Source organism: Gemmatimonadota bacterium (assembly GCA_021295815.1).
GTDB lineage: Bacteria > Gemmatimonadota > Gemmatimonadetes > Longimicrobiales > Gaopeijiaceae > JAGWBQ01.
This window is the reverse complement of the sequence record JAGWBQ010000008.1, coordinates 26,073-45,236: the sequence shown is the minus strand read 5'-3', so window position 1 is coordinate 45,236 and position 19,164 is coordinate 26,073. Positions and strand designations below refer to the sequence as shown.

General features: G+C 65.3%; 16 protein-coding genes. 5 read left to right on the top strand and 11 right to left on the bottom strand.

Annotated features, from left to right (window positions below; genetic code table 11):
- The first annotated feature begins 39 nt into the window (after positions 1-39).
- Complete coding sequence (locus J4G12_04950) at positions 40-612, top strand: hypothetical protein (protein MCE2455152.1); 573 nt, start codon at positions 40-42, stop codon at positions 610-612.
- A gap of 602 nt (positions 613-1,214) precedes the next feature.
- On the opposite strand, the gene J4G12_04945 is transcribed toward J4G12_04950, so the two are convergent.
- The 10 genes from J4G12_04945 to J4G12_04900 form a co-directional block, all read right to left on the bottom strand.
- A complete protein-coding gene (locus J4G12_04945; protein ID MCE2455151.1) occupies positions 1,215-4,301 on the bottom strand; it encodes a PD40 domain-containing protein in 3,087 nt (1,028 codons plus the stop codon).
- 10 nt (positions 4,302-4,311) lie between these two features.
- Positions 4,312-5,556 carry a hypothetical protein gene (locus tag J4G12_04940; protein ID MCE2455150.1) on the bottom strand — a complete coding sequence of 415 codons (1,245 nt, stop codon included), beginning with the start codon at positions 5,554-5,556 and terminating at the stop codon, positions 4,312-4,314.
- 211 nt (positions 5,557-5,767) lie between these two features.
- A complete protein-coding gene (locus J4G12_04935) occupies positions 5,768-7,444 on the bottom strand; it encodes a cation acetate symporter (protein MCE2455149.1) in 1,677 nt (558 codons plus the stop codon).
- Positions 7,441-7,716, bottom strand: a complete 276-nt coding sequence (locus tag J4G12_04930) for a DUF4212 domain-containing protein (GenBank protein ID MCE2455148.1) — start codon at positions 7,714-7,716, stop codon at positions 7,441-7,443. Before J4G12_04930 ends, J4G12_04935 begins: the two co-directional genes overlap by 4 nt.
- On the bottom strand, positions 7,698-8,600 hold the full coding sequence (locus J4G12_04925; protein ID MCE2455147.1) for a cyanophycinase: 903 nt from the start codon (positions 8,598-8,600) through the stop codon (positions 7,698-7,700). Before J4G12_04925 ends, J4G12_04930 begins: the two co-directional genes overlap by 19 nt.
- 14 nt (positions 8,601-8,614) lie before the next feature.
- Positions 8,615-10,144, bottom strand: a complete 1,530-nt coding sequence (locus tag J4G12_04920; protein ID MCE2455146.1) for a sodium:solute symporter family protein — start codon at positions 10,142-10,144, stop codon at positions 8,615-8,617.
- A 4-nt stretch (positions 10,145-10,148) separates the two neighbouring features.
- Positions 10,149-10,364 carry a hypothetical protein gene (locus tag J4G12_04915; GenBank protein ID MCE2455145.1) on the bottom strand — a complete coding sequence of 72 codons (216 nt, stop codon included), beginning with the start codon at positions 10,362-10,364 and terminating at the stop codon, positions 10,149-10,151.
- 26 nt (positions 10,365-10,390) lie between these two features.
- Positions 10,391-11,137 (bottom strand): SDR family oxidoreductase, encoded by a 747-nt coding sequence (locus tag J4G12_04910; protein ID MCE2455144.1) that lies wholly within the window; start codon positions 11,135-11,137, stop codon positions 10,391-10,393.
- A 114-nt stretch (positions 11,138-11,251) separates the two neighbouring features.
- Positions 11,252-11,725, bottom strand: coding sequence for a type II toxin-antitoxin system VapC family toxin (locus J4G12_04905; GenBank protein MCE2455143.1), 474 nt, complete (start codon positions 11,723-11,725; stop codon positions 11,252-11,254).
- Positions 11,726-11,736: 11 nt separating this feature from the next.
- A complete protein-coding gene (locus tag J4G12_04900) occupies positions 11,737-12,615 on the bottom strand; it encodes a hypothetical protein (protein MCE2455142.1) in 879 nt (292 codons plus the stop codon).
- Between the two features lie 462 nt (positions 12,616-13,077).
- Between J4G12_04900 and J4G12_04895 the strand changes: the two genes are divergently transcribed.
- Positions 13,078-13,395 (top strand): helix-turn-helix transcriptional regulator, encoded by a 318-nt coding sequence (locus J4G12_04895; protein MCE2455141.1) that lies wholly within the window; start codon positions 13,078-13,080, stop codon positions 13,393-13,395.
- A complete protein-coding gene (locus J4G12_04890) occupies positions 13,385-14,689 on the top strand; it encodes a type II toxin-antitoxin system HipA family toxin (protein MCE2455140.1) in 1,305 nt (434 codons plus the stop codon). The genes J4G12_04895 and J4G12_04890 overlap by 11 nt, the downstream gene beginning before the upstream one ends.
- 49 nt (positions 14,690-14,738) lie before the next feature.
- Here the strand turns inward: J4G12_04890 and J4G12_04885 are convergent, their stop codons facing one another.
- On the bottom strand, positions 14,739-17,684 hold the full coding sequence (locus J4G12_04885; GenBank protein ID MCE2455139.1) for an Ig-like domain-containing protein: 2,946 nt from the start codon (positions 17,682-17,684) through the stop codon (positions 14,739-14,741).
- A gap of 83 nt (positions 17,685-17,767) precedes the next feature.
- Here J4G12_04885 and J4G12_04880 point away from each other — a divergent pair, with 83 nt between their 5' ends.
- Complete coding sequence (locus tag J4G12_04880; protein ID MCE2455138.1) at positions 17,768-17,923, top strand: hypothetical protein; 156 nt, start codon at positions 17,768-17,770, stop codon at positions 17,921-17,923.
- A 78-nt stretch (positions 17,924-18,001) separates the two neighbouring features.
- Entirely contained in the window at positions 18,002-19,162 is a 1,161-nt protein-coding gene (locus J4G12_04875; protein ID MCE2455137.1) for a phosphatidylserine/phosphatidylglycerophosphate/cardiolipin synthase family protein, read from the top strand.
- Positions 19,163-19,164 lie beyond the last annotated feature (2 nt).

The following is a 19,164-nucleotide window of genomic DNA, read 5'->3' as shown; positions in this document are numbered from 1 at the left end:
ATTTTGCCAGTCACATTCACCTTTAACGGACCGAAACAGATGCCTCGAACCGCCCCGAAGCAACCCATCCGCACCTTCTCGGCGCTCCCGTTGCTGGTGCTGGTGGCGTGCGGCGATGCTGGCACCCTGCCGCCCGTAACCGAAGAGACGCCGGAGCCGCGATCCGTAGCTCGCGTAATCGTCGCCGCCCACCAGGACATGACTTTTCCGACCGAAGCCGACCGAACGGCTTACATCAACGAACGTCTCGGACTCCCTCCGGGTACCTTTACCGCTGGCGTGGTGAAGTCCGCGCCTCTCCCCCCCGGTGAAGAGGCGGAGCTAATAGCGGCGATGGAAACCGGAGACCGAAAGCGTTTCAGACAATTCGTGCTACGACTCCAAACCCAAGGTTACGACCCCGATCCAACGTGCTCCCTCGATTTGACGATCCCGATGCGTGACGAAGAGGGCAATTTCACCGAGGAATATCTAGAAGAGGAAGCTCAATTCGACGATTGCTGGGATACGCACTACACCAGGAAATTGTGCGATACGGATTACGAATACGAAGGGGCTGGCAAAACCCGCGTGGCAATGGCCGCCCACGTGCATTGCGAGATACCTGCCTGATCCCGTTTTCTGCCCCCCCCTCCCATTCTTCGGACTAGCAGGAGCTCCAAGCCCAAACCGTTGCTCCCCCGGATACCGTGACTGCTACGGCGCAGGCCGGTCGTTGGTTGGTCGGGTTTGTCACCGGTATCGTTGTGGGCTGCCTTTTCGACGACGAGCACTGCTTGGGATTCTGGAATGACTATCAAAAGTTTATTGCCTACTGCGAGTCTTTGAGCGGGACGCTGGCGACCGAGGTAGTAGGCAGCGCCGGAGGGTTGAGGCGAGAACTGGCTAGTCCACTTACCTGCGAATTACCAGGTGGAGGATCGCTCGTTTATGACTAGCCCGTGACGAGCCGCAGGCCCCACGTGAGGGCCGTAACGTGAGGGCCGTAACGTGAGGGCCGTAAGCCCCGCGACGCCGAACAGCTTGCTTGTCTGGTGATCGTGAGCTCTTCGGCCCCTACCGTGGAACCCTCGACGGCGGGGAGGGCGGCGCAGGCCCGCTCTTAGTCCACCTGATCGATCGATCCTGCGATCCAAGCGGCCCGGATGACCGAGCGCACCTAGCTGTCTGAAGCGTTCAGCCAAAGGGTCGTCGACATGCTGAACAAGCTGCACCTAACCTTCCGGCGGCGGCTCCAGAAGCTCGTTCACCGAATAGACCCGACCATCGGCTATCGTGATGCGGAGCTGCCTGACGTTCGAGATCTCGTCGAGGGGGCTGGCCTCGAAGATCGCCAGGTCGGCGAGGGCTCCCGGCGCGATGACGCCCAGCTCGCCCTCGTAGCCGAGAACGGCGGCGGCGGTCGAGGTCGAGGCCCGCAGGGCGTCGACCGGGGCGAGACCGCCGTAGCGAACCAGCGCTTCCATCTCCGCGACGTAGGAGAGTCCTTGCGGGATTATGGGCGAGTCGGTGCCCATCACCACAACGCCGCCGCCTTCCGCCACCCGACGTGCGAGCGAGCTCATGTCGCTCACGAGTCGCCGAGACGCGGCCTCGTCCGCGGCATTCATGCCGGTCGCGGGATCGCCGGGCTGCGGAACGGCGAGCGGCGCCCACGGAAAGAAAGTCCGCACCCTGGGGTCGTCCAGCAACGCGGGGTCGTCGCGAGCGAGCAGACCGTATGCGCCGTAGATGCCTACTGTGGGGGTCAACGCCATCCCCGAGGCGGTGAGCAGCGAGACCACGTCGCCGTAGCTCCGGTTGAGCTCGGTCACCTTGGTCGAATAGCCGCGGCGCGAGGTGCCCCGAACGTGTTCCACCCCGTCGGCTCCGAAGGCGACCGCCGGGTAGAGTTCGTGCGAGGTTACGGGAAGACCTATGGCGTGAGCTTCATGGATCACGCGCCGCTGGACTACGTCGGGAAGTCTGACGTATGTCTTCACGAGATCGTACGGGAGGGCCCGAGCTCGCGTCAGTTCGAGAGCGATCTGTGATCTGGACGAGAGCGCCGGTGCACCCGAATAGTATACGCGGGAGCCGTCGACGGTGCCACCGGTGCCGAAGGTACGAGGTCCGGGCCGGCGACTCGACGCCACGGACTCCCTGGCCTCCGCAAGGTCGTAGCCGTCGCCGGCAGGTATGCGCACGCTGGTGATCCCATATGAGAGCCAGGCTCGTCCCAGCCACTCGCCGCCAGCGAGACCGCCGTGCGTGTGCATCTCGATGAGCCCGGGGCCGACGAAGGCGTCGGAGGCGTCAACTATCCGGTCCGAGGGTTCGGGGGTGGTCGTGCCGCGGGGTGCGACCGCCTCGATGCGGTTGCTCCTGATCACGATCTCCATGTCGCCTCGAGGCGCAGGGTCGACGCCGTCGAAAAGGGTGCCGGCGTAGACCACGGTGCGGCCTGTCGGAAGGGACCGCCGCCACTCCAACGGAACGGGTAAGGAAGTCACGCCGCCGTCATCCACGTCCAACAGGCGCAGCCCGCCGGACCCGAGGAAGAGGATAGACCTCGAATCCCCGCTCCAAGTGGGATCGTCGCTGATCTCGTTGGTGAGGCGCACCGGAGGTCCGGCCACCTCTCCGCTGGAGATCGGCAAGCTCCAGAGCACGCCTTCGGCGACGTAGACCATGCGCCGACCGTCCGGCGACCACACCGGGCCGTCGGTCGCCCGCGTCCCTGCCGAGTGGTGGGGAGGCATGTCGAGCCAGCGGTCCGTCGGCTCCTGAGCCGCCGAGGCGGCGGGTACGAGACACATCGGCTCTTCGGCCGCCGGCCCCGGACCGACCGGTACGACCATGATGCCGTTCACTCCCTCGCGGAAGCGTGTCGAGTAGGGCCTGTGAGCGGAAACGGCGACCGAGGCGCCGTCCGGACTCCAGGTAACCCGACCCGGTGAATTCAGCCCTTGCCGGAGGGTTCGCACCTCGCCGGCCCGGTCGCCGGACAGCTCGATCACGCCGATACCGCCTTGGAGCCCCCGTCCCGGCAGCTTGAAGGCCAGTCGTTCTCCGTCGGGCGACCAGACCGGGAGAGAGCCGCCCTGGCTCGTGACTTGTCGATCGGTGCCGGTCACGAGATCGCGCACCCAGACCTGGAGCTGACCGGACCGGTCGGAGCCGAAGGCGAGGCTTCGGCCGTCGGGCGACCAGGAGGGATCGGCCTCGATCCAGTGGTCGTCGGTCAGCCTCTCGGGCGTCCCGCCGACAGGCATGACCCAGAGATCGCCGAGCGCGGAAAAGGCCACCCGTTCGCCATCGGGCGAGAGAGACGGCGAGACGATACCCTTGACCGATCTGGGATCGGTGTCGTCGAAGTCGCGTCGGGCCCTGCGGTAGGGAGCACGTTCCAAAGTGACCGTGGCGGTGAACGGGATGTCGGCCGTCGGTCCACCTCCCACCTCGCGCGAGCGCAGCCGCCCATCCGCCGTGTAGACGAACGAACCGCCCCACCAAGAGGCGCGGAACGGAAACACATCCTCGTCTTCGTCGCTCAACAGGCGGCCTCGGCCGTCCGACCCGCCCGACCCGCCAACCTCTGCCAGATAGAGCTCGCTGGATCCGTGGGTTTGGAGCGTGTAGGCGACGTCGTAACCCGTCGGACCCGGAATCCAGGCTGGGGCGAAGAAGCCGCGGTCCGCCCCTTCGGGATCGTGGGCGAGCCTTACGGAAGCTCCGTCTCCGAACATCCAGATCCCGGCCGTCTCCCCATCCGTCGAGTAGACCAGGGCGCCGGAGAGGGAGTCGGCGCCGGACTCCGGGCGCCACGCCGGTCCGTACTCGTTGTCCGCGCCCTCGGTGATCCGAGTGAGCCCTCCATTCGCCAGGTCGAGCTCCCAGATGTCGTAGCTCCCGCCCCGATCGGAGGAAAAGGCCACACGGTCGCCGGAAGGGTGCCATGCCGGCTCGCGGTCGTCGAAGGGACCTGCGGTCAGTTGACTGAGTCCGCTTCCGTCGGCGCCCACCGTCCAGATGTCGTAGTCTCCGGCCCAGTACGCCTGGAAAACGATCCGTTCGCCGTCGGGCGACCAGGAGGGTTGCCGGGCATCGCCGAGTTCGTCGGTCAGCGGCTCCGCGACGCCGCCTTCGGCCGGCACCACCCATATCCGGCCCAGCAGATCGAGAGCGATGGTGGAGCCGTCGGGCGAGAGCGCCGCCGCCATGTTGGTGCCCTCGTTCACGGTGACCTCCTGCCGAACCTGCGAACCGGGAGACGAAGCCGCGACGAGCGCTAGCGGCAAGAGCAGGCCGAAACGGATCATGAACGGGCTGTTAGGTCCCTGGCAGAGCGTATTTCTCAAGATACGCCAGATCGAACTCGTCGAAAGCCACCACGTACACCGACTCGGAACCGAAGCCCACGATCTCCCGGACGCCCTCCAGGGAATAGGAGCCGATTTGGCGGGCCTGCCGGTCGAAGACGTCGTAGCGCGTCCCCTTACCGGGAGAAACGTGACGACGGACCCAGGCGCGGTCTCGCGAGTCCACCGGAATCGTGCCCCGGTAGAACGGCGGCTTGTGCGACGGCCATTCGTACTGGCCGTAGTCCGGTTCGTTATCGCCACCTCGGCTGACGAAGCCGCCGCGACGCATTGTGGTCGTCACGACGCCGTTGTTGTCGGTCCTGGCGACCTGGAGTCCGCCGCCGCGCCGATTGGCCTCGAAGTATTCCTCCTTCTCCGCGTCGCCGATCGCTACGGGAGCGTGCTGTACAGGTTCGCCGAACACGGTCTCTCCGGTCGGGCTTCTCCATTCGACCGCGTAGTCCGCCCAGCGCGCGATGACCAGGCTGCCGTCGGGCGCCACGCCCCAGCCGTCCGCAGGTGCGTAAGGAATTCGCGAGACGTTCACGCTCTCGCCGCCTTGAACGGCCTCCCGGGTGACGTTGAACTTCTCCGGTACGTAGGTACCCGCGGTATCGGCTGTGGACTCGGTGAGGTCGATGCGGACGATGGCGGCGGAGTCCTCCTCAGGTAAGCCGAACGACATTCCCGCCGTGTAGATCCGTCCCGTTCCGTCAATGGCCGACGGGAGGGCCATGACCATGGCTCCTCCGGTACCGAGCATGAGGGAGTGGGTCTCGCCGAAGGCCAGGTCCGGGCCGATCCGTACCATGCGGGTGTTGCCCAGATCGACGACAAGAGTTGAATCGCCGGGAAGCGGCCAGGTGGCGTCCGGCTGGAGATACTCTCCCGGTCCCTCTCCCCGCGTCCCTATCCGCTCCCGCGCACCGGCTTCCATGTCCACCCGGAAGAGAGCGCTTCCGAGCGGGTCCGCGAGCAGGACGCTTCCGTCTGCCAGCTCCCGGACGCTGCTGAAGAAACCGAAATCCTCCGGGAAGACGGCCTCCGGTTCGCCCAGCGGAATCGGATCCCCGCCCGGAGTCCATGCGCCGGCCGGACCCTCGTCCTCGCCGCAAGCGAAGGCGCCCAGAACGAGGACGGTCGCGAGTACGGAGAACTTCCGGAGGTCGCCCCGCTTTTCGGGTCGTGGGATCGGCAGGTCTCGTGGCTTCATGGGGTCTCGTGGCTTCATGTGACCGAACTCGGCGGGCGGGTTGGATCCGATTCGTTCGACGCGGCCGCTTGATCGGGCGGTTGCACGGTCCGGCAACCACAAACTACTCCGACGAACCATGGCGTGCTACCTCACCGCAACGGCCTCGCCGCTTCGAGCGCGGCGCTGTCGGAAACCATGTGGCGCACACCTGCGGAAGGCCGGCGGCCCTCTACCTCTCCGGCGCCCTGACCCTGTCGACCAGCGCTTCCACCTCGGCGGGCGGCGGCGGAGTCAGGCGCGACACGATCACCGTTACCGCGAAGTTGATCGCCATACCCACGGTGCCGATTCCTTCCGGGCTGATGCCCAGCAACCAGTGCTCGGCGCTGTCGAGCTCCGGCCTGAGAAGTGTGAACCAGGCGATGTAGCCCGCGGTCAGCGTTATCCCCGAGACCATCCCGGCGATCGCGCCTTCTCGAGTCGCCCGCTTCCAGAATATCCCTAGGAAGAGCGCGGGGAAGAAGGATGACGCGGCGAGCCCGAAGGCGAACGCGACCACCTCGCCCACGAATCCCGGCGGGTTGATTCCCAGGTAGCCGGCGACGAGGACCGCGCCGCCCACGGCGACGCGCGCCGCGATCAGCTCTCCGCGTTCGCTGATGTTGGGGTGCAGAGAGCGTTTGAGCAGGTCGTGGCTCACTGCGGACGAGACCACGAGCAGGAGTCCGGCGGCGGTCGAGAGCGCTGCGGCCAGCCCCCCTGCGGCCACTAGTCCGACCACCCAGTCGGGCAGGGCGGCGATCTCCGGATTCGCGAGCACCATGATGTCGGGGTTCACGGTGAGCTCGTTGGGGATCTCCGAGTCGGGTCCGGTGAACTGGATCAGCTCGTCGCCGTTGAGATCGTCGAATTCGAGCAGGCCGGTCGCTTCCCAGTTGGTGAACCACTCCGGAACCTCGGCGTATGGCCGCCCCGAGACGCTCTCGATCAGATTGGTGCGGGCGAAGACCGCGACCGCTGGAGCAGTGGTGTACAGCAGGGCGATGAAGAGAAGAGCCCAGCCGACCGAGCTGCGCGCGTGCCGCACTTTGGAGACCGTGTAGAAGCGGATGATGACGTGGGGAAGCCCGGCCGTCCCCGCCATGAGCGCGGCGGTGATGAAGAAGACGTCGCGCAGGGATTTCGTGCCGGAGGTGTATTCCGCGAAGCCCAGCTCCTCGTGCAGTCCGTTAAGGCGCTCGAGCAGGGTCGTGCCCGAGTCGCCGTACTCTCCCCCGAAGCCCAATTGCGGGATCGGATTTCCCGTCACCATCAGTGAGAGGAAGATGGCCGGCACCATGTATGCGAAGATGAGGACGCAGTACTGCGCGACCTGCGTGTAGGTTATCCCCTTCATACCACCCATCACGGCGTAGAAGAAGACCACGGCCATTCCGATCAACACCCCGACGTTCACTTCCACTTCGAGGAAGCGCGAAAAGACTATGCCCACGCCCCGCATCTGGCCTGCGACGTAGGTGAACGAGACGAAGATGGCGCAGACGAGGGCGACTATCCGAGCCGTCTGCGAATAGTAGCGGTCGCCGACGAAGTCCGGGACCGTGAAGGCGCCGAACTTGCGCAGGTAGGGCGCGAGCAGAAGGGCCAGGAGCACGTATCCGCCGGTCCACCCCATCAGATACACCGAGCCGTCGTACCCCATGGACGAGATGAGCCCCGCCATGGAGATGAACGAAGCCGCGCTCATCCAGTCGGCGGCGGTGGCCATGCCGTTCGTCAGCGGCGAGACGCCGGTTCCGGCCACGTAGAAGTCCTTTGTTGAAGCGACCCTCGACCAGATCGCGATCCCCACGTAGAGCGCGAACGTGGCGATCACCAGCGCCAGAGTCCACTCCTGGACGTTCATTCCCCCGAGCCGTTCCCGGACCCGGACGAAGCCTCGAGCCGGTTCATCAGTCGCACGTAGACGAAGATGATGACGACGAAGACGTAGATCGCTCCTTGCTGCGCGAACCAGAAGCCCAACGGGAAGCCGGTTCCGGGAAGGTGGACCGCATTGAGAGGTTCGGCGAGCAGGATGCCGAGCCCGAACGAGACGACGAACCAGATCGAGAGCAGGACGCCGAGCAGGCGGAGGTTCTTCCGCCAGTAGCCGGAACTCACCGGGACCGGCCCCACGGGCGTCTGCTGAGGTTGTCGAGCGGACGTTCCGTCCTCGCGGGACGGGTGGCCTCCCTGGTGGCGAGGTTGAAGCGGTCGCCAGGTGCGAGGAAATAGAATTCTCCGGACGGTCCCGTGGTCGTTCGATTGTCGTAGACCAGAACGTAGGATTCGCCGATCACTTCGGCGGCGTCGCCCCGCACCACGAGAGCGGTGTTTTCGTCGACTCCGATGCCGAGCAGATGCGGGTGGGTCTCGATCACCTCGATGAGGTCGAAGTGACGGTTGCGGCGTAGGACGTGCTGGTCGATGGCGACGTTTCTCAGGTACCCGAAGCCTTCGGTGTGGTCGCCCATCATGACGGTGTTGGTGCGCGTGTCGCCCCGGACCAGGTACGAGCCCTGGATGGTCGCTCCTGCGGAAGACCCTCCGATCACGCCGCCCCGGTCGAGCACGGCCCTGATCTCGCGCTCGGTTCGTGTTCCTCCGTAGGCGTCCACCAACCGCCATTGGCGTCCCCCGAAGAAGTAGACGCCGGCGGCATCGAGGAGAGGCTGGACGAACTCCTCGGTATCGGCCTCCGCCGGATCGTTGGTATGAAGGACGGTGAGGTTGTGCGCACCGTTGGCTCGCCAGCTGTTCAGCCCCTGGTAGAAATCGTCGTACTCCTCGCCACCGCCCGCCGTCGGAATCATCACGAGCGGAGCGTCGGGACCTCCGGCAAGCTCGATGAAACGCCGGTAGATCTCGGGAGACCGCATCGCTCCGCCCACGATCACCAGCGCTCCCCTCTCCGGGCCCACCTGCGGGCCGCCTTCCTGGCCCGCGACGGCGCCGGGCCCAAGCGCGGCCGCGAGCAGAACAGCGCCCGCGATCACCGATCTCCTTGATCCTCTCTTCATGGTCTTCTCCCGAATCAGTCGGTTTTCCTTTCTCCGTAGACGAACTCCTCGACCGCTCCATGGACCCGCGCGACCGTTTTCGCAGGAGGCGGTTCGGTCAGCGAGGAAACCAGGATCGCGACCGCGAAGTTGGCGACCAAGCCCCATACTCCGCCGTGAACGCCGAGCGGGTGTGTTCCCCAAGGGAGCTCGACGCCGAACGAACCTGAAATTCCCAGAGTCAGAACGAGCGTAGCGACTCCGGCGAGGATGCCCGCCACGACCCCGGCACGGCTGAGCGAGCGGCCGCCCGGAAAGCACACGCCGATCACGGCCGGAAGGAACTGGAGCGCCCCGGCGCCGGAAAGCGAAACTATGGCGACCAGGAGATCATTTTCTTCCTGGACGGAAATCAAGTAGCCCACCACCAGCAGCAGCACCACGATCATGCGCCCCACGAGCACGTAGTGGCTCTGGCTCTTCTCCTTGCCGAGGTAGCGCTGGTAGACGTCGCGTGTGAGGACGGTCATGTTGGCGTGCAGGATCGAGTCGAGCGTGGACATCGCCGCCGCCGCCGCGCCCGCCAGGATGAGGCCGGTCAGCCACGCCGGGGCATGCGCGAAGAGGAGCTGGGGGAAGATTCGATCCGGATTCTCGATACCGGGCATCGCCACCGCGCCCCCCATCCCCACCAAAGCCGCGGGAATGAAAAGGGTCATCAGGTAGATGGGCGTGGTCGCTCCCAACAGCTTCAGGGTCTTACCGTCGACGGCGGTGTAGTAGCGGATCATCATGTGGGGCTGGAGGATGATCCCGAACGAGAGCGTGATCACCATCCCGACCCACATCCCCGGGGTGAAAAAACCTTGCGGACCCGGCAGCGAGAGCATGTCCGGGCGTGAGGCCGCGACCTGGCGCCAGAGTTCGAGCGGACCCCCGAAGAGCTCGAAGGAGAGCACGAGAGCGCCCACCCAGATCGCCACGTACATCCAGATGCCCTGGAAGACGTCGGTCCAGTAGACGGCGCGCAGCCCTCCGATCATCAGGTGAATTGCCGCTACGGTGAGCATGACCAGGATCCCGACCCTGCGGCTCACATTCCCGTCGGTGGCGACCTCGACGATGTAGCCCAGAGCCACCGCCTGGACCTGGATGTAGAGGATGGTGAATAGCACCGAGACCAGCGCCACCACGATCCGCACGCTCTCCGACTGATAGAAGTCGGCCAGCATGTCCGCCGGCGTTATGTAGCCGAAGGTCTTGCCCAGAGCCCAGATGCGCGTCCCGATCACGTAGGTGCAGGCGCCGACGAGGACCGTCCACGCGCCCGCCGCCCAGAAGCCGACGCCGTGGGTGTAGAAGAATCCGCCCGAGCCCAGGAAGGCGAAGGCCGAGTGAAATGTGGCGCACACCGTAAGGTAGAGGACGATGAAGCCCGTCTTTCTGCCGCAGAGGAGGAAGTCCTCCATGTCGACGGTGAGGCGACGGTTCGCCACCACGGCCAAGCCCAGCGTCACCAGCAGGTAGATCACGATCAGGCTTGTGGCCACTACCCAGGTCGCCATGCTGCTATACCCCCTTGCGGTACGCCCAGATCAGCACCGCGATCAGAGCGGAGTAGACGGCGAAGAGGGCGATGTAGAGGAAGGGAATCCCGGCGAAACTCAGATCGACGCGGTTGAGGACGGTGTGGGTGAACGGCGGTATCACGAGCCCGAAGAGCAGAACGAAGGCGACGAAGGCGATACGTCCGTTCCGGGTGCGCGGAAGGAAGTGGTGTCTCATGTGCGGAGCGGCCTCCTTGCCCGGATTCAGGCCGGCTGATCGAGAGGGCGGATGAGGACTTCGCTGACCGAAACGTGCTCGGGGGCCGTGACCGCGAACACCACGGCCCTTGCGATGTCCTCGACCTTCAGCGGGCGCAGCCCCTCCCAGCTTCGCTCCCACTCCGTCCGGGCCTCGCCGGGAAGCGAGCCTAGAATCTCGGTGGAGACGAAGCCGGGCTGGATGTCGGTGACGCGGATGCCATGAGCCTGGCCGAGATCGAGGTGCATGCCCCAGGAGAGGGCCCGCACCGCGAACTTGGTCGCAGCGTAGACGGACGCCCCGGTGAAGGGTCTGCGTCCGGCCACCGAACCGAGGTTGACGATGTGGCCGCCGCCCTGTTCGAGCATGGCGGGAAGTACCGCGCCGACGCCGTGAAGGACGCCGTTGACGTTGACCTGGACCATGCGCGTCCACTCCTCCACGTTGGCGTCGGTGAAGGGAGACGCCAGAAGGACGCCCGCGTTGTTTACGAGAATGTCGATGCGGTCGAACTCGGCAAGGGTCGTGTCGGCCAGAGCCCGCATGTCGGCCATGTCGGTGACGTCGGCCCTGACCGCAAGCGCGCGACAGCCTTGATCGGTCAGCCTGCGGGTCTCGGCCTCGAGGCGGTCTTCGCGTCTGGCGGCGAGGACCACGGCGGCTCCCTCGGAGACCGCCGCGCCTATGCCGGCGGTCGCGCCGGTGATGATGGCGACCCTGCCCTGGAGGTCCGCCGGGTCGGTTGATGTCATGGGGGGCAATCTAACGCGGGGACGGCTGAAGGGAGAGAGGGAGGCGCCGGTCTCCACCGAGCCTGCGGCCGCCAGCGCCTCACCCGCGTCACATCTTGCGGCTGTGCCTGCCCATCAAGTCGGCTCTTCCGCCTGATCTACGAAATGATACACGAACCATACGTCACCCAGGTGCTCGAAGTCGCGGTCGGTCGACAACAGAGCGGCCCTCGTCACGTGCGCCGTCGCCGCGATCCACAAGTCGTTCTTCCCCATTTTCCTAGCTGGTCTGAGAGGAGGTGTCCCCAAAGGAGCTTCAACCGGCTTCCCGGATGTCCAGGCGTCAATCAGAGCGTATGCAGTCAGAATCTCGTGATTCTTAATTGGCAGCACAAGGAATTTCTCGAGAAGACTCTCCAGCCGGATTCTCCGTTTACTGCCCCACCCCGACTTCTCAGCAAGCGCCCGGATCTCGCCCACGCACACGACCGAAGTGGCACACACTACTTCCCGCCTGCCAAATCCGAATTGGTTGCTCGCCCTCCGGGCCCACGAGGCTCCCCTCGTGATGCCAAGGATAATGTTCGTGTCAAGCAGGAAACGTCGCACCAACCGCTTCGTCAATCCAGCGCCGCCAACAGCTCTTCGATCGGCTCGTCGCCGGGCCACGCACCCCAAAGGATCATCGGATCGACCTGACCCCACAATCGACCCGTCGGTCCAGCACGTCCTGCGGGCCCATCCCGCGCCTTGAACTGGTCAATGGGCCCGCGACCCGGCAACTCGGCTTGAGGCATCTTCTCGAAAAAGCGATCTCCATCAGCCCGTTCATCGATCCGACGAGCCTGAATTACTCTCGGCCAGCCATTGGACTTGAAGCGAACCATTCCTTGTACCGTGACCTGCCTGCCCCAGAGCGGCCGCAGGAGTTCCACGTCGACAATCCCTTCGTCCAACCGGCCCTGCAGGACCTTATCGCCAATCTGGAGCCGAAACCGTCGTAACCCGTGCCCGATTTCGTCGAGGCGACCACTGACGACGCATGCCTGCGGAGCAGGAATGAGAGGGAGGCGTTCCGCGATTTCCTTGCAGGACGCCGCCGCGAGGCTGAACCCGGGCCGAGACCCATTCGCCGGAGCCAATTCGAACCGCGCACTCTTGGATCTCGATGCGCGACCGAATTTGAGAATCGCCTTGAGGACGTTGTCGTCGTAGTAATCCCCGGATGCGTCCGAATCTTGCACCTCGGCCGTCGCCAGAGCGGCCAGATCAAGTGCAGTGTCCTGGGCTCGCGGCTGCTGGAGCCACAAGTCTTGCTGAGACAAGTCGAGAGCCGGTACGTCGCCCAAACGGGGAACCTCCATTTCAAGAATAGTCGATCCCGGCAGCAACTTCGTGACGGTAACGTCCAGGGCCTCCTTGAGCCAGCGCGGCTTGGCACCGACCGTACCACTCTGACCGGTAGCAGCCAGCCGCGTGGCGCTCTCGGCGGTCTTCACGAGAGCACCAAGGGCGCGGATCAGAGTGTTGGCCGCGATGCGTCCCTCGGACTCGTCGAGACCGGAGAGCCTGAAATGGTAGGGCTTCTTGCTCAGCTTCCTATCTCCCGTTCTCGTTGAGTGGCGGTAGGTCCAGCGGCAATCGCTCTATGATACCGCAAGTTATGCAAGTTATGGGGAAGATAAGACGGACGGTGTGCACCGTCCAGCCTCCGGTCCCGTCCCGCGCCATGCTGCCGACCCGGAAGACGTTCTCGTCGGGGCGCGTGTCGAAGCAGCCGGATCAGCTCGTCGAACAGCTTCGGCCGATCCATATCGGGCGACCGGGACCGACCGGCCTGCACGTTGCAACACGTCACATCTGCCGTACCAAACCTCTATGGCGGAACAAACTGCCAGATATGGCGGTATAGCACGATTGACCTCCAGGTTACCCAGATGCCGCAAGGAGCGTACCGATCGATGAGAGCCATCGTCGCCACCAGCCGGACCCCGGACGTGCTTAGGGAATTGGGTGCGCGGCTGAAAGCGCTTCGCCTCCAGCAGAACCGACGGGTGAGCGACCTCGCGGCCGCCTCCGGGGTGAGTCAGCGCACGATCAATCGGCTCGAGGCGGGAAGCAGCGTCGGGACGGACAACCTGGTACGGGTCATGCGCGCGTTGGGGCGGTTGCAGGCCTTCGAGGTGTTCGTCCCCGTACCCGAGGTGTCGCCGTACGACGTCGAGAGACTGAGGGGAAAGGTGAGGCGCCGTGCGTCACGGAGCCGAGATGAATGGTGAGGTGAGAGTCCGAGTGGGCATCTGGGGGCGCGACGTCGGGATGCTCCGGGAGGGAGCGGAAGGGCGGATCACTTTCGAATACGACCGCGCCTTCGTGGCGTCCGGCATCGAAATCTCACCCATACACCTGCCCACGGCTCGCGGTGGACCCGCCTCGTTCCCGGAGCTGGCACGCAAGCCGGCCTTTCGCGGGCTTCCGGGGGTCTTCGCCGACGCCCTGCCGGACCAATTCGGCAACGCCGTCATCCGTCGCTATTTCGAGCAGCAAGGACGGGCGAGCGACGCCATGTCTCCCCTGCAACGGCTCCTGTACGTCGGCGACCGCGCTATGGGCGCTCTCGAGTTCCGTCCTCCCCTGGATCGCGGCCCAGACACCGATGAGGCATTGGAGGTTAGGGAACTGGTCGACCAGGCCCGTCGCGTGATCGAGGGAGACGTGTCCGTTGCCGTACCGGAAATCATGCAGGTAGGCGGCAGTGCGGGCGGAGCCCGGCCGAAGGCGCTCATCCTGTGGGATCGCGGGGCCAACCGGGTACGATCGGGATTTGCGAGCGCCCAGCTCCGCGAGGAGTCGTGGCTGATCAAGTTCGACGGGGTGACGCACGACCCGGGAGCAAAGGACATGCGCGCCGGCGGTCGCCCAGGGCCTTGGGGACGAATCGAATACGCATACTCCATCATGGCGAGGAACGCGGGAATCGACATGCCCGAGACCTACCTTCTCCGTGACGGAAACCTCGCACATTTCATGGTCCGGCGTTTCGATCGCACATCGGACTCGGCCTCCGGAAACCTTCGGCGGCTCCATTTCCACAGCCTGGGTGGGCTCCAGCATGTCGACTTCAACGACCAGTACGTCTTCAGCTACGAAGGATGGTTCGACACCATTCGCGCTATTGGGCTCGGCCAGAACTCTGTGAACGAGGCGTTTCGGCGCATGGTCTTCACCGTAGCCACCGTCAATTGCGACGACCACGTCAAGAACTTCGGCTTCCTGATGAACCCGTCGGGCAGGTGGCGTCTGGCGCCGGCGTACGACGTGACCTACGCCGAGAACGAAGGGTGGACCCGCTGGCATCAGCTTTCGGTGAACCGTAAATTCCGCGAGATCACCCTCCGTGATCTGCTCGAAGTGGGCGATATCTTCGACGTTCCGCAGGGTGGTCGGCTGATTGTTGAAGAGGTGACGGAGGCGGTGGCGGGGTGGGAGCGGGAGGCTCGAGCCGCCGACGTGCCTGCGGTGATGGTGCGTCAGATAGGTGGAAGGCTGCGCGAGGTGGCGGAGCGGCTGTGAGCCGACCGGGACACGGTTGTCGGACCCGGGCTCCGAAAGTGAAGCGCGGCTAGCTCACCGGTCGCCTCTTCGGCACCAACCGGACCGACCAGAGTCCCGAGTTGGTGTCCGAGAAGAAGAGATGGCCCTTGTGCGGCATGGTGCCCCACACCATGGTGGAGTTGGCCGTGTAGCCGGCGGGCGAGGCCGATTTGAACACGGCAATCTCGCGGCCCTGCGTGTAAAGGTTGCCCATGAGCTCGCCGCTGACGTCCACAACTCTCACCCCGCCTTCGTAGTAGGCCTGGTAGAGCCGGTCGTCCTCCACCCACATGTTGTGGGTCCCGAACTCGGGGACCTCGTAGCGAGCGACCATCTCCGGATTTTCGGGGTCGGTGAAATCGACTATCTGGATGTAGCCGCGGGTCGCCAGCGGAATGCCGCCGCTACCGCTCTCGGGGTCGTAGCGTTGCGAGTAGGAGCCCATGGAACGGGGATAGCCGGCCCATGCCAGACCCTGACGGCTCATGATCTCGTCACCGAGAAAGAGGTAGGTCTTGCCGGTGGACTCCTGAAAATAGGGGAAGGCGGCGTGAGTCGCTCCGGACGGAGTCGGGAAGGTGGTGACCGGAACCGGGTTCTCGGGAGAACCGCCCCAGCGTCCGTTCCCGACATCGACGACCACCACTCCGGTCTGCCATTCCGAGGAGTAGGCGAGACCGTCATGAACCCAGACGTCGTGGAGCCGCGAGTCGGGGTGGTTGTATTCGCTCACGTACCGGGGCTCGTAGATGTCGGCCATGTCGATGATGACGTACTTGTCTCCTCCCGCGAGCGCGTAGAGGTAGCGGTCGGTTGCGAAGATGTTGTGCACGCCTCCGGTGATGCCCTCGTCGTAGAACGCGGCGATGCGGGGCTCCTGCGGCTGGGCCATGTCGATGATGACCAGGCCGTCGCGGCGATTGGTCGCCCCTTCCCGCGAGAGGACGGCGTAACGTCCGTCGGGCGACGCCTTGACGTCGTTCACCGTGCGGGCGTCCACGAGGATCGAGTCGTACTTGACCATCCCGGCCGGGTCGGTGACGTCGTGGAAGAAGGCGTAGCCGCCGGAGAGCTTGGAGCCGGTGATGGCGTAGTCGCGTCCGTCCACCCCTTCGAAAACCCAGATGTCCGTGGTCCGGTAGCGGCTCTCCCCGACCCGCCCGACGACGGCAAGCTCCTCCACCACATCGCGTTCGGCGACCCGGAACGAAGCGCTGGCCGTGAGCGGACCCGCTTGAGCCCGCACCGTGTGGATGCCCGGCAGGTCGGCCACGAAGCTGGAGCCGCGCATCTGGGCGGCGGCCGAAGCTCCCGGCAGTTGCTCCGGTGCGCGGTACGAATGGGTGAGCGCCACTCGCGCGTCTTCGACCTCGTCGCCCTGGGCGTCCCTCACCGTAGCGGCGAAATGGACGACGTCACCGGTGCGGATCACCTCTTCGGGAGCGCCTTCGAGCGTCAGTTCGACTCCCGGAAACGCCTGCACCTCCACCGACAGGGCGCCTTGCACGCCGTCGAGCTCGGCGCCGATCTCCGCAGTGCCGGGCGTGACCGCCGTCACCGTGCCGAAGGCGTCGACCTCGGCGACCGCTTCGTTCGAGCTCCGCCACGCCAGCTCCGCTTCGGGATGCATGCTTCCGTCCTCGAGCTCGACCGTCGCCCCCAGCCTCACTTCCGTACCGACGTAAGGAGCGAAGGGAGTCGAAAGCGTGATCGACCGTGCCCGAGAACGCAGGACGGTCAGCGGGATGCGCACGGGCTCGGGCATGGGGGTCGCCTCGGGGTTGACGCCCGGGGCTGGTGGAACGGCGCTTGCGACAATAACCCAGTTTCCCGGCGCGGTCGCGCGAATCATACCGTCCTCGACGGTCCCGGCTGCTCGCGGCGCGACGATCCGCACCGCCATCCCCTCCACCTCGTTGCCTCGGGCATCGACGGCGCGCACCGAGATGGGGGCGGACTCGCCCGCACGAAGTTCGACGGCCGGGGGCTCGGCCCTCAGCGTCGGCACGCCCTCGTCCGGATCTTCCGCCCCTTCGTCCGACTCGTCCGCCAGCCCCGATCCAGGCATGGTCAGGACGTCGACCACGGTGATCGCGTCTCCCATCGGGCTCACCGCGATCCTGGTGATGTTGCGAGGTCCGCCGGTCCCGAAGTCGGCCACCTGGGTCCAACTGCGAACGCCTTCGTCCCAGACATGGAGCTCGCCTCCCCGCCCTTGCAGCAGGCGGCCGTCCGGGGTCCATGCGTGGTCGTCGCCCCCGCCCTCCAGCGTCGGCGCCAGGTGCTTGACCGCGCCGTCGACCGGATCGAGAGTCGAGACGGCCCGGCTCCCGTCGTCGGCCACTTGCACGAAGCTGACCAGGCCGGACCCGGGTATCCGCTGGAGGGACCGACCGATGTTCGACGCTACCACGCGGGACGTGCCTTCGGCGAGGTCCGCCATTTGCAAGGTGGGCGGGCTGCCGAGTACGAAGAGCGCCACGGTGCTCTCGTCGACCCAGACGTGGTAACCCACCGGGGCGACCCCCGGCAGCAGAACCTCTCCGCCGTAGCCGCGCATGTCGAAGCGCCAGAGACGTTGCGTGGAGTCGGCCTCCACTCTCACCACCGAGATGCCGGAACCGTCTGGAAGCGGAGTCGCCGAGTACTCGCTCTCCGGGTTGCTGGCCACGATCTGCGCGACGGTTTCCGGGCCGATGTCGTAGCGCCAGATGTCGGACTGCATGGTGTGTCCATCGTAGATGGTGTACCAGAACGACCGACCGTCCCGGGTGAAGTGCGGCTGATTGTCGTAGCCGGGACGCTGAGTGACGTTGACCGGATCTCCGAATTCCAAAGAGCCGTCGGGACCCGTGGCATAGGGCACGAGCCAGACATCGCTCTCAGGCGCCTGCGGGGCGACTTCGGCGCCGTGAAGGGTTGCGGCGAAGGCCAGAAGAGGCGCGGCCGTTCTCGAAATCGTTCTCGTCGTCATCGTGCTCGGTCTGCGGGGATCGGTTCGTCTTCGACTTGTCGGATAACGTAACCTTTTCTACCGGCGGCGTTATTTTTGGGATCATGACGAAATCAGATAGAGCGGTCGCGGACAACATCCGACGGAGTGCCGGACGCAACTGGAAGACGGCGCTCGTGATCATCCTCCTGGTTGCGACGAGCGTCGTTCTTCTCGCCCCTAAGATGGGCCAATCGCTCGCTTCGTTCGGGCACCGGTGATCGGGTCGTCTCAGGTTGGGACCCGAGAGCTTCGCGGCTGAGATCGGGAGGCCCGCTTCCGGGACGGATCCGTTCGCCTTGACCGGTGGCGGCTCGCCGGTCGGTCCCGGCGAACTCGGGGCGGCACGGTCGAATCCGCAGGTTCTCGTCGACTCGGACGTCATATGGAGCGCGGTCAAGCGCGACCTGAGTCGAGCCCGGCGAAGGGCGCTGGTGCAGACCTACGCCTTCGACGGAGACGGCGTGGGCGAAAGTCTCGCATCGGTCCTTGCCAGCTCGACCGCTCGGGACAGGCGCCTTCTGGTCGATTCATACTCGAGGGTCAACCAGAGCGATCGCTGGCTGGTCACCCCCGGGTCCCTCTTCGACACCCGCGCTAGGGCGGAGGCGCGGAACCGGCGCCGGCTCATGCGCGAGCTCGCCGCTGAGGGCGTCGGAGTTCGGCTCGGTCGTCCGTTCGGATTTCTCGGCCGCCGCTTCTTTGATCGCGACCACAAGAAGCTCGTGCTCTTCGACGATCACGTCGTCTACCTGGGAGGGCTCAACTTCACCGAACACAACTTCAGGTGGCACGAAGTAATGATTCGCTACGAGGACGAGGAGCTCGCCGCCTTCCTGCGCGACGACTTCGAGAGTTCGTGGCGAGGCGATTCCGTCCCCGCCGTCCGCGACTTCCCTCACATCGACACCGAGATCCATTTGCTGGCCGGCCCGGGCAACCGCGAGGCGATGATCCCCATTATCCGTCTCATGGAGGAGGCCGAAAAGAGCATCGACGTCATCTCGCCTTACGTGAGCCCGCCCTTCACAGACCATCTCTCCGCGGCCGCGAGGCGGGGCGTGCACGTGCGGGTGGTTACTCCCGGCCACAACAACAAGGGGTACCTGCAGGACTATCTTCTGGCCGAGGCGGCCGGTCTGGGGCTCGACGTGCGACTCTACGAGCCGGGCATGCTGCACCTGAAATTCATGCTGATCGACGGGCGGGTCCTGGTCGGCGGTTCGTCGAACTTCGATCTGATGAGCTACCACGGATTTCTGGCGGAGCAGATCTCCGTAATTCGTCATCCCGAAGTGGTCGACGCCTTCCGCCGTCTGGTGCTCGAACCCGACCTGGAGGCTTCCAACGCGTATCGACCGGCGGTGCGGCGCACCCGTCTGAGCGCTCCGGCCAACTGGATTCGGGGTCTTCCCGTGCGGGCCGGCTGCGCCCTGGCCGCGATGATTCGACCCCGATAGCG

What these genes read in the sequence shown, in the direction of transcription:
- J4G12_04950 (MCE2455152.1), top strand. Translation starts at nt 40, where the DNA reads ATGCCTCGAACCGCCCCGAAGCAACCCATCCGCACCTTCTCGGCGCTC.
- J4G12_04945 (MCE2455151.1), bottom strand. Translation starts at nt 4,301, where the DNA reads ATGATCCGTTTCGGCCTGCTCTTGCCGCTAGCGCTCGTCGCGGCTTCG.
- J4G12_04940 (MCE2455150.1), bottom strand. Translation starts at nt 5,556, where the DNA reads ATGAAGCCACGAGACCTGCCGATCCCACGACCCGAAAAGCGGGGCGAC.
- J4G12_04935 (MCE2455149.1), bottom strand. Translation starts at nt 7,444, where the DNA reads ATGAACGTCCAGGAGTGGACTCTGGCGCTGGTGATCGCCACGTTCGCG.
- J4G12_04925 (MCE2455147.1), bottom strand. Translation starts at nt 8,600, where the DNA reads ATGAAGAGAGGATCAAGGAGATCGGTGATCGCGGGCGCTGTTCTGCTC.
- J4G12_04920 (MCE2455146.1), bottom strand. Translation starts at nt 10,144, where the DNA reads ATGGCGACCTGGGTAGTGGCCACAAGCCTGATCGTGATCTACCTGCTG.
- J4G12_04915 (MCE2455145.1), bottom strand. Translation starts at nt 10,364, where the DNA reads ATGAGACACCACTTCCTTCCGCGCACCCGGAACGGACGTATCGCCTTC.
- J4G12_04910 (MCE2455144.1), bottom strand. Translation starts at nt 11,137, where the DNA reads ATGACATCAACCGACCCGGCGGACCTCCAGGGCAGGGTCGCCATCATC.
- J4G12_04895 (MCE2455141.1), top strand. Translation starts at nt 13,078, where the DNA reads ATGAGAGCCATCGTCGCCACCAGCCGGACCCCGGACGTGCTTAGGGAA.
- J4G12_04890 (MCE2455140.1), top strand. Translation starts at nt 13,385, where the DNA reads ATGAATGGTGAGGTGAGAGTCCGAGTGGGCATCTGGGGGCGCGACGTC.
- J4G12_04885 (MCE2455139.1), bottom strand. Translation starts at nt 17,684, where the DNA reads ATGACGACGAGAACGATTTCGAGAACGGCCGCGCCTCTTCTGGCCTTC.
- J4G12_04880 (MCE2455138.1), top strand. Translation starts at nt 17,768, where the DNA reads ATGACGAAATCAGATAGAGCGGTCGCGGACAACATCCGACGGAGTGCC.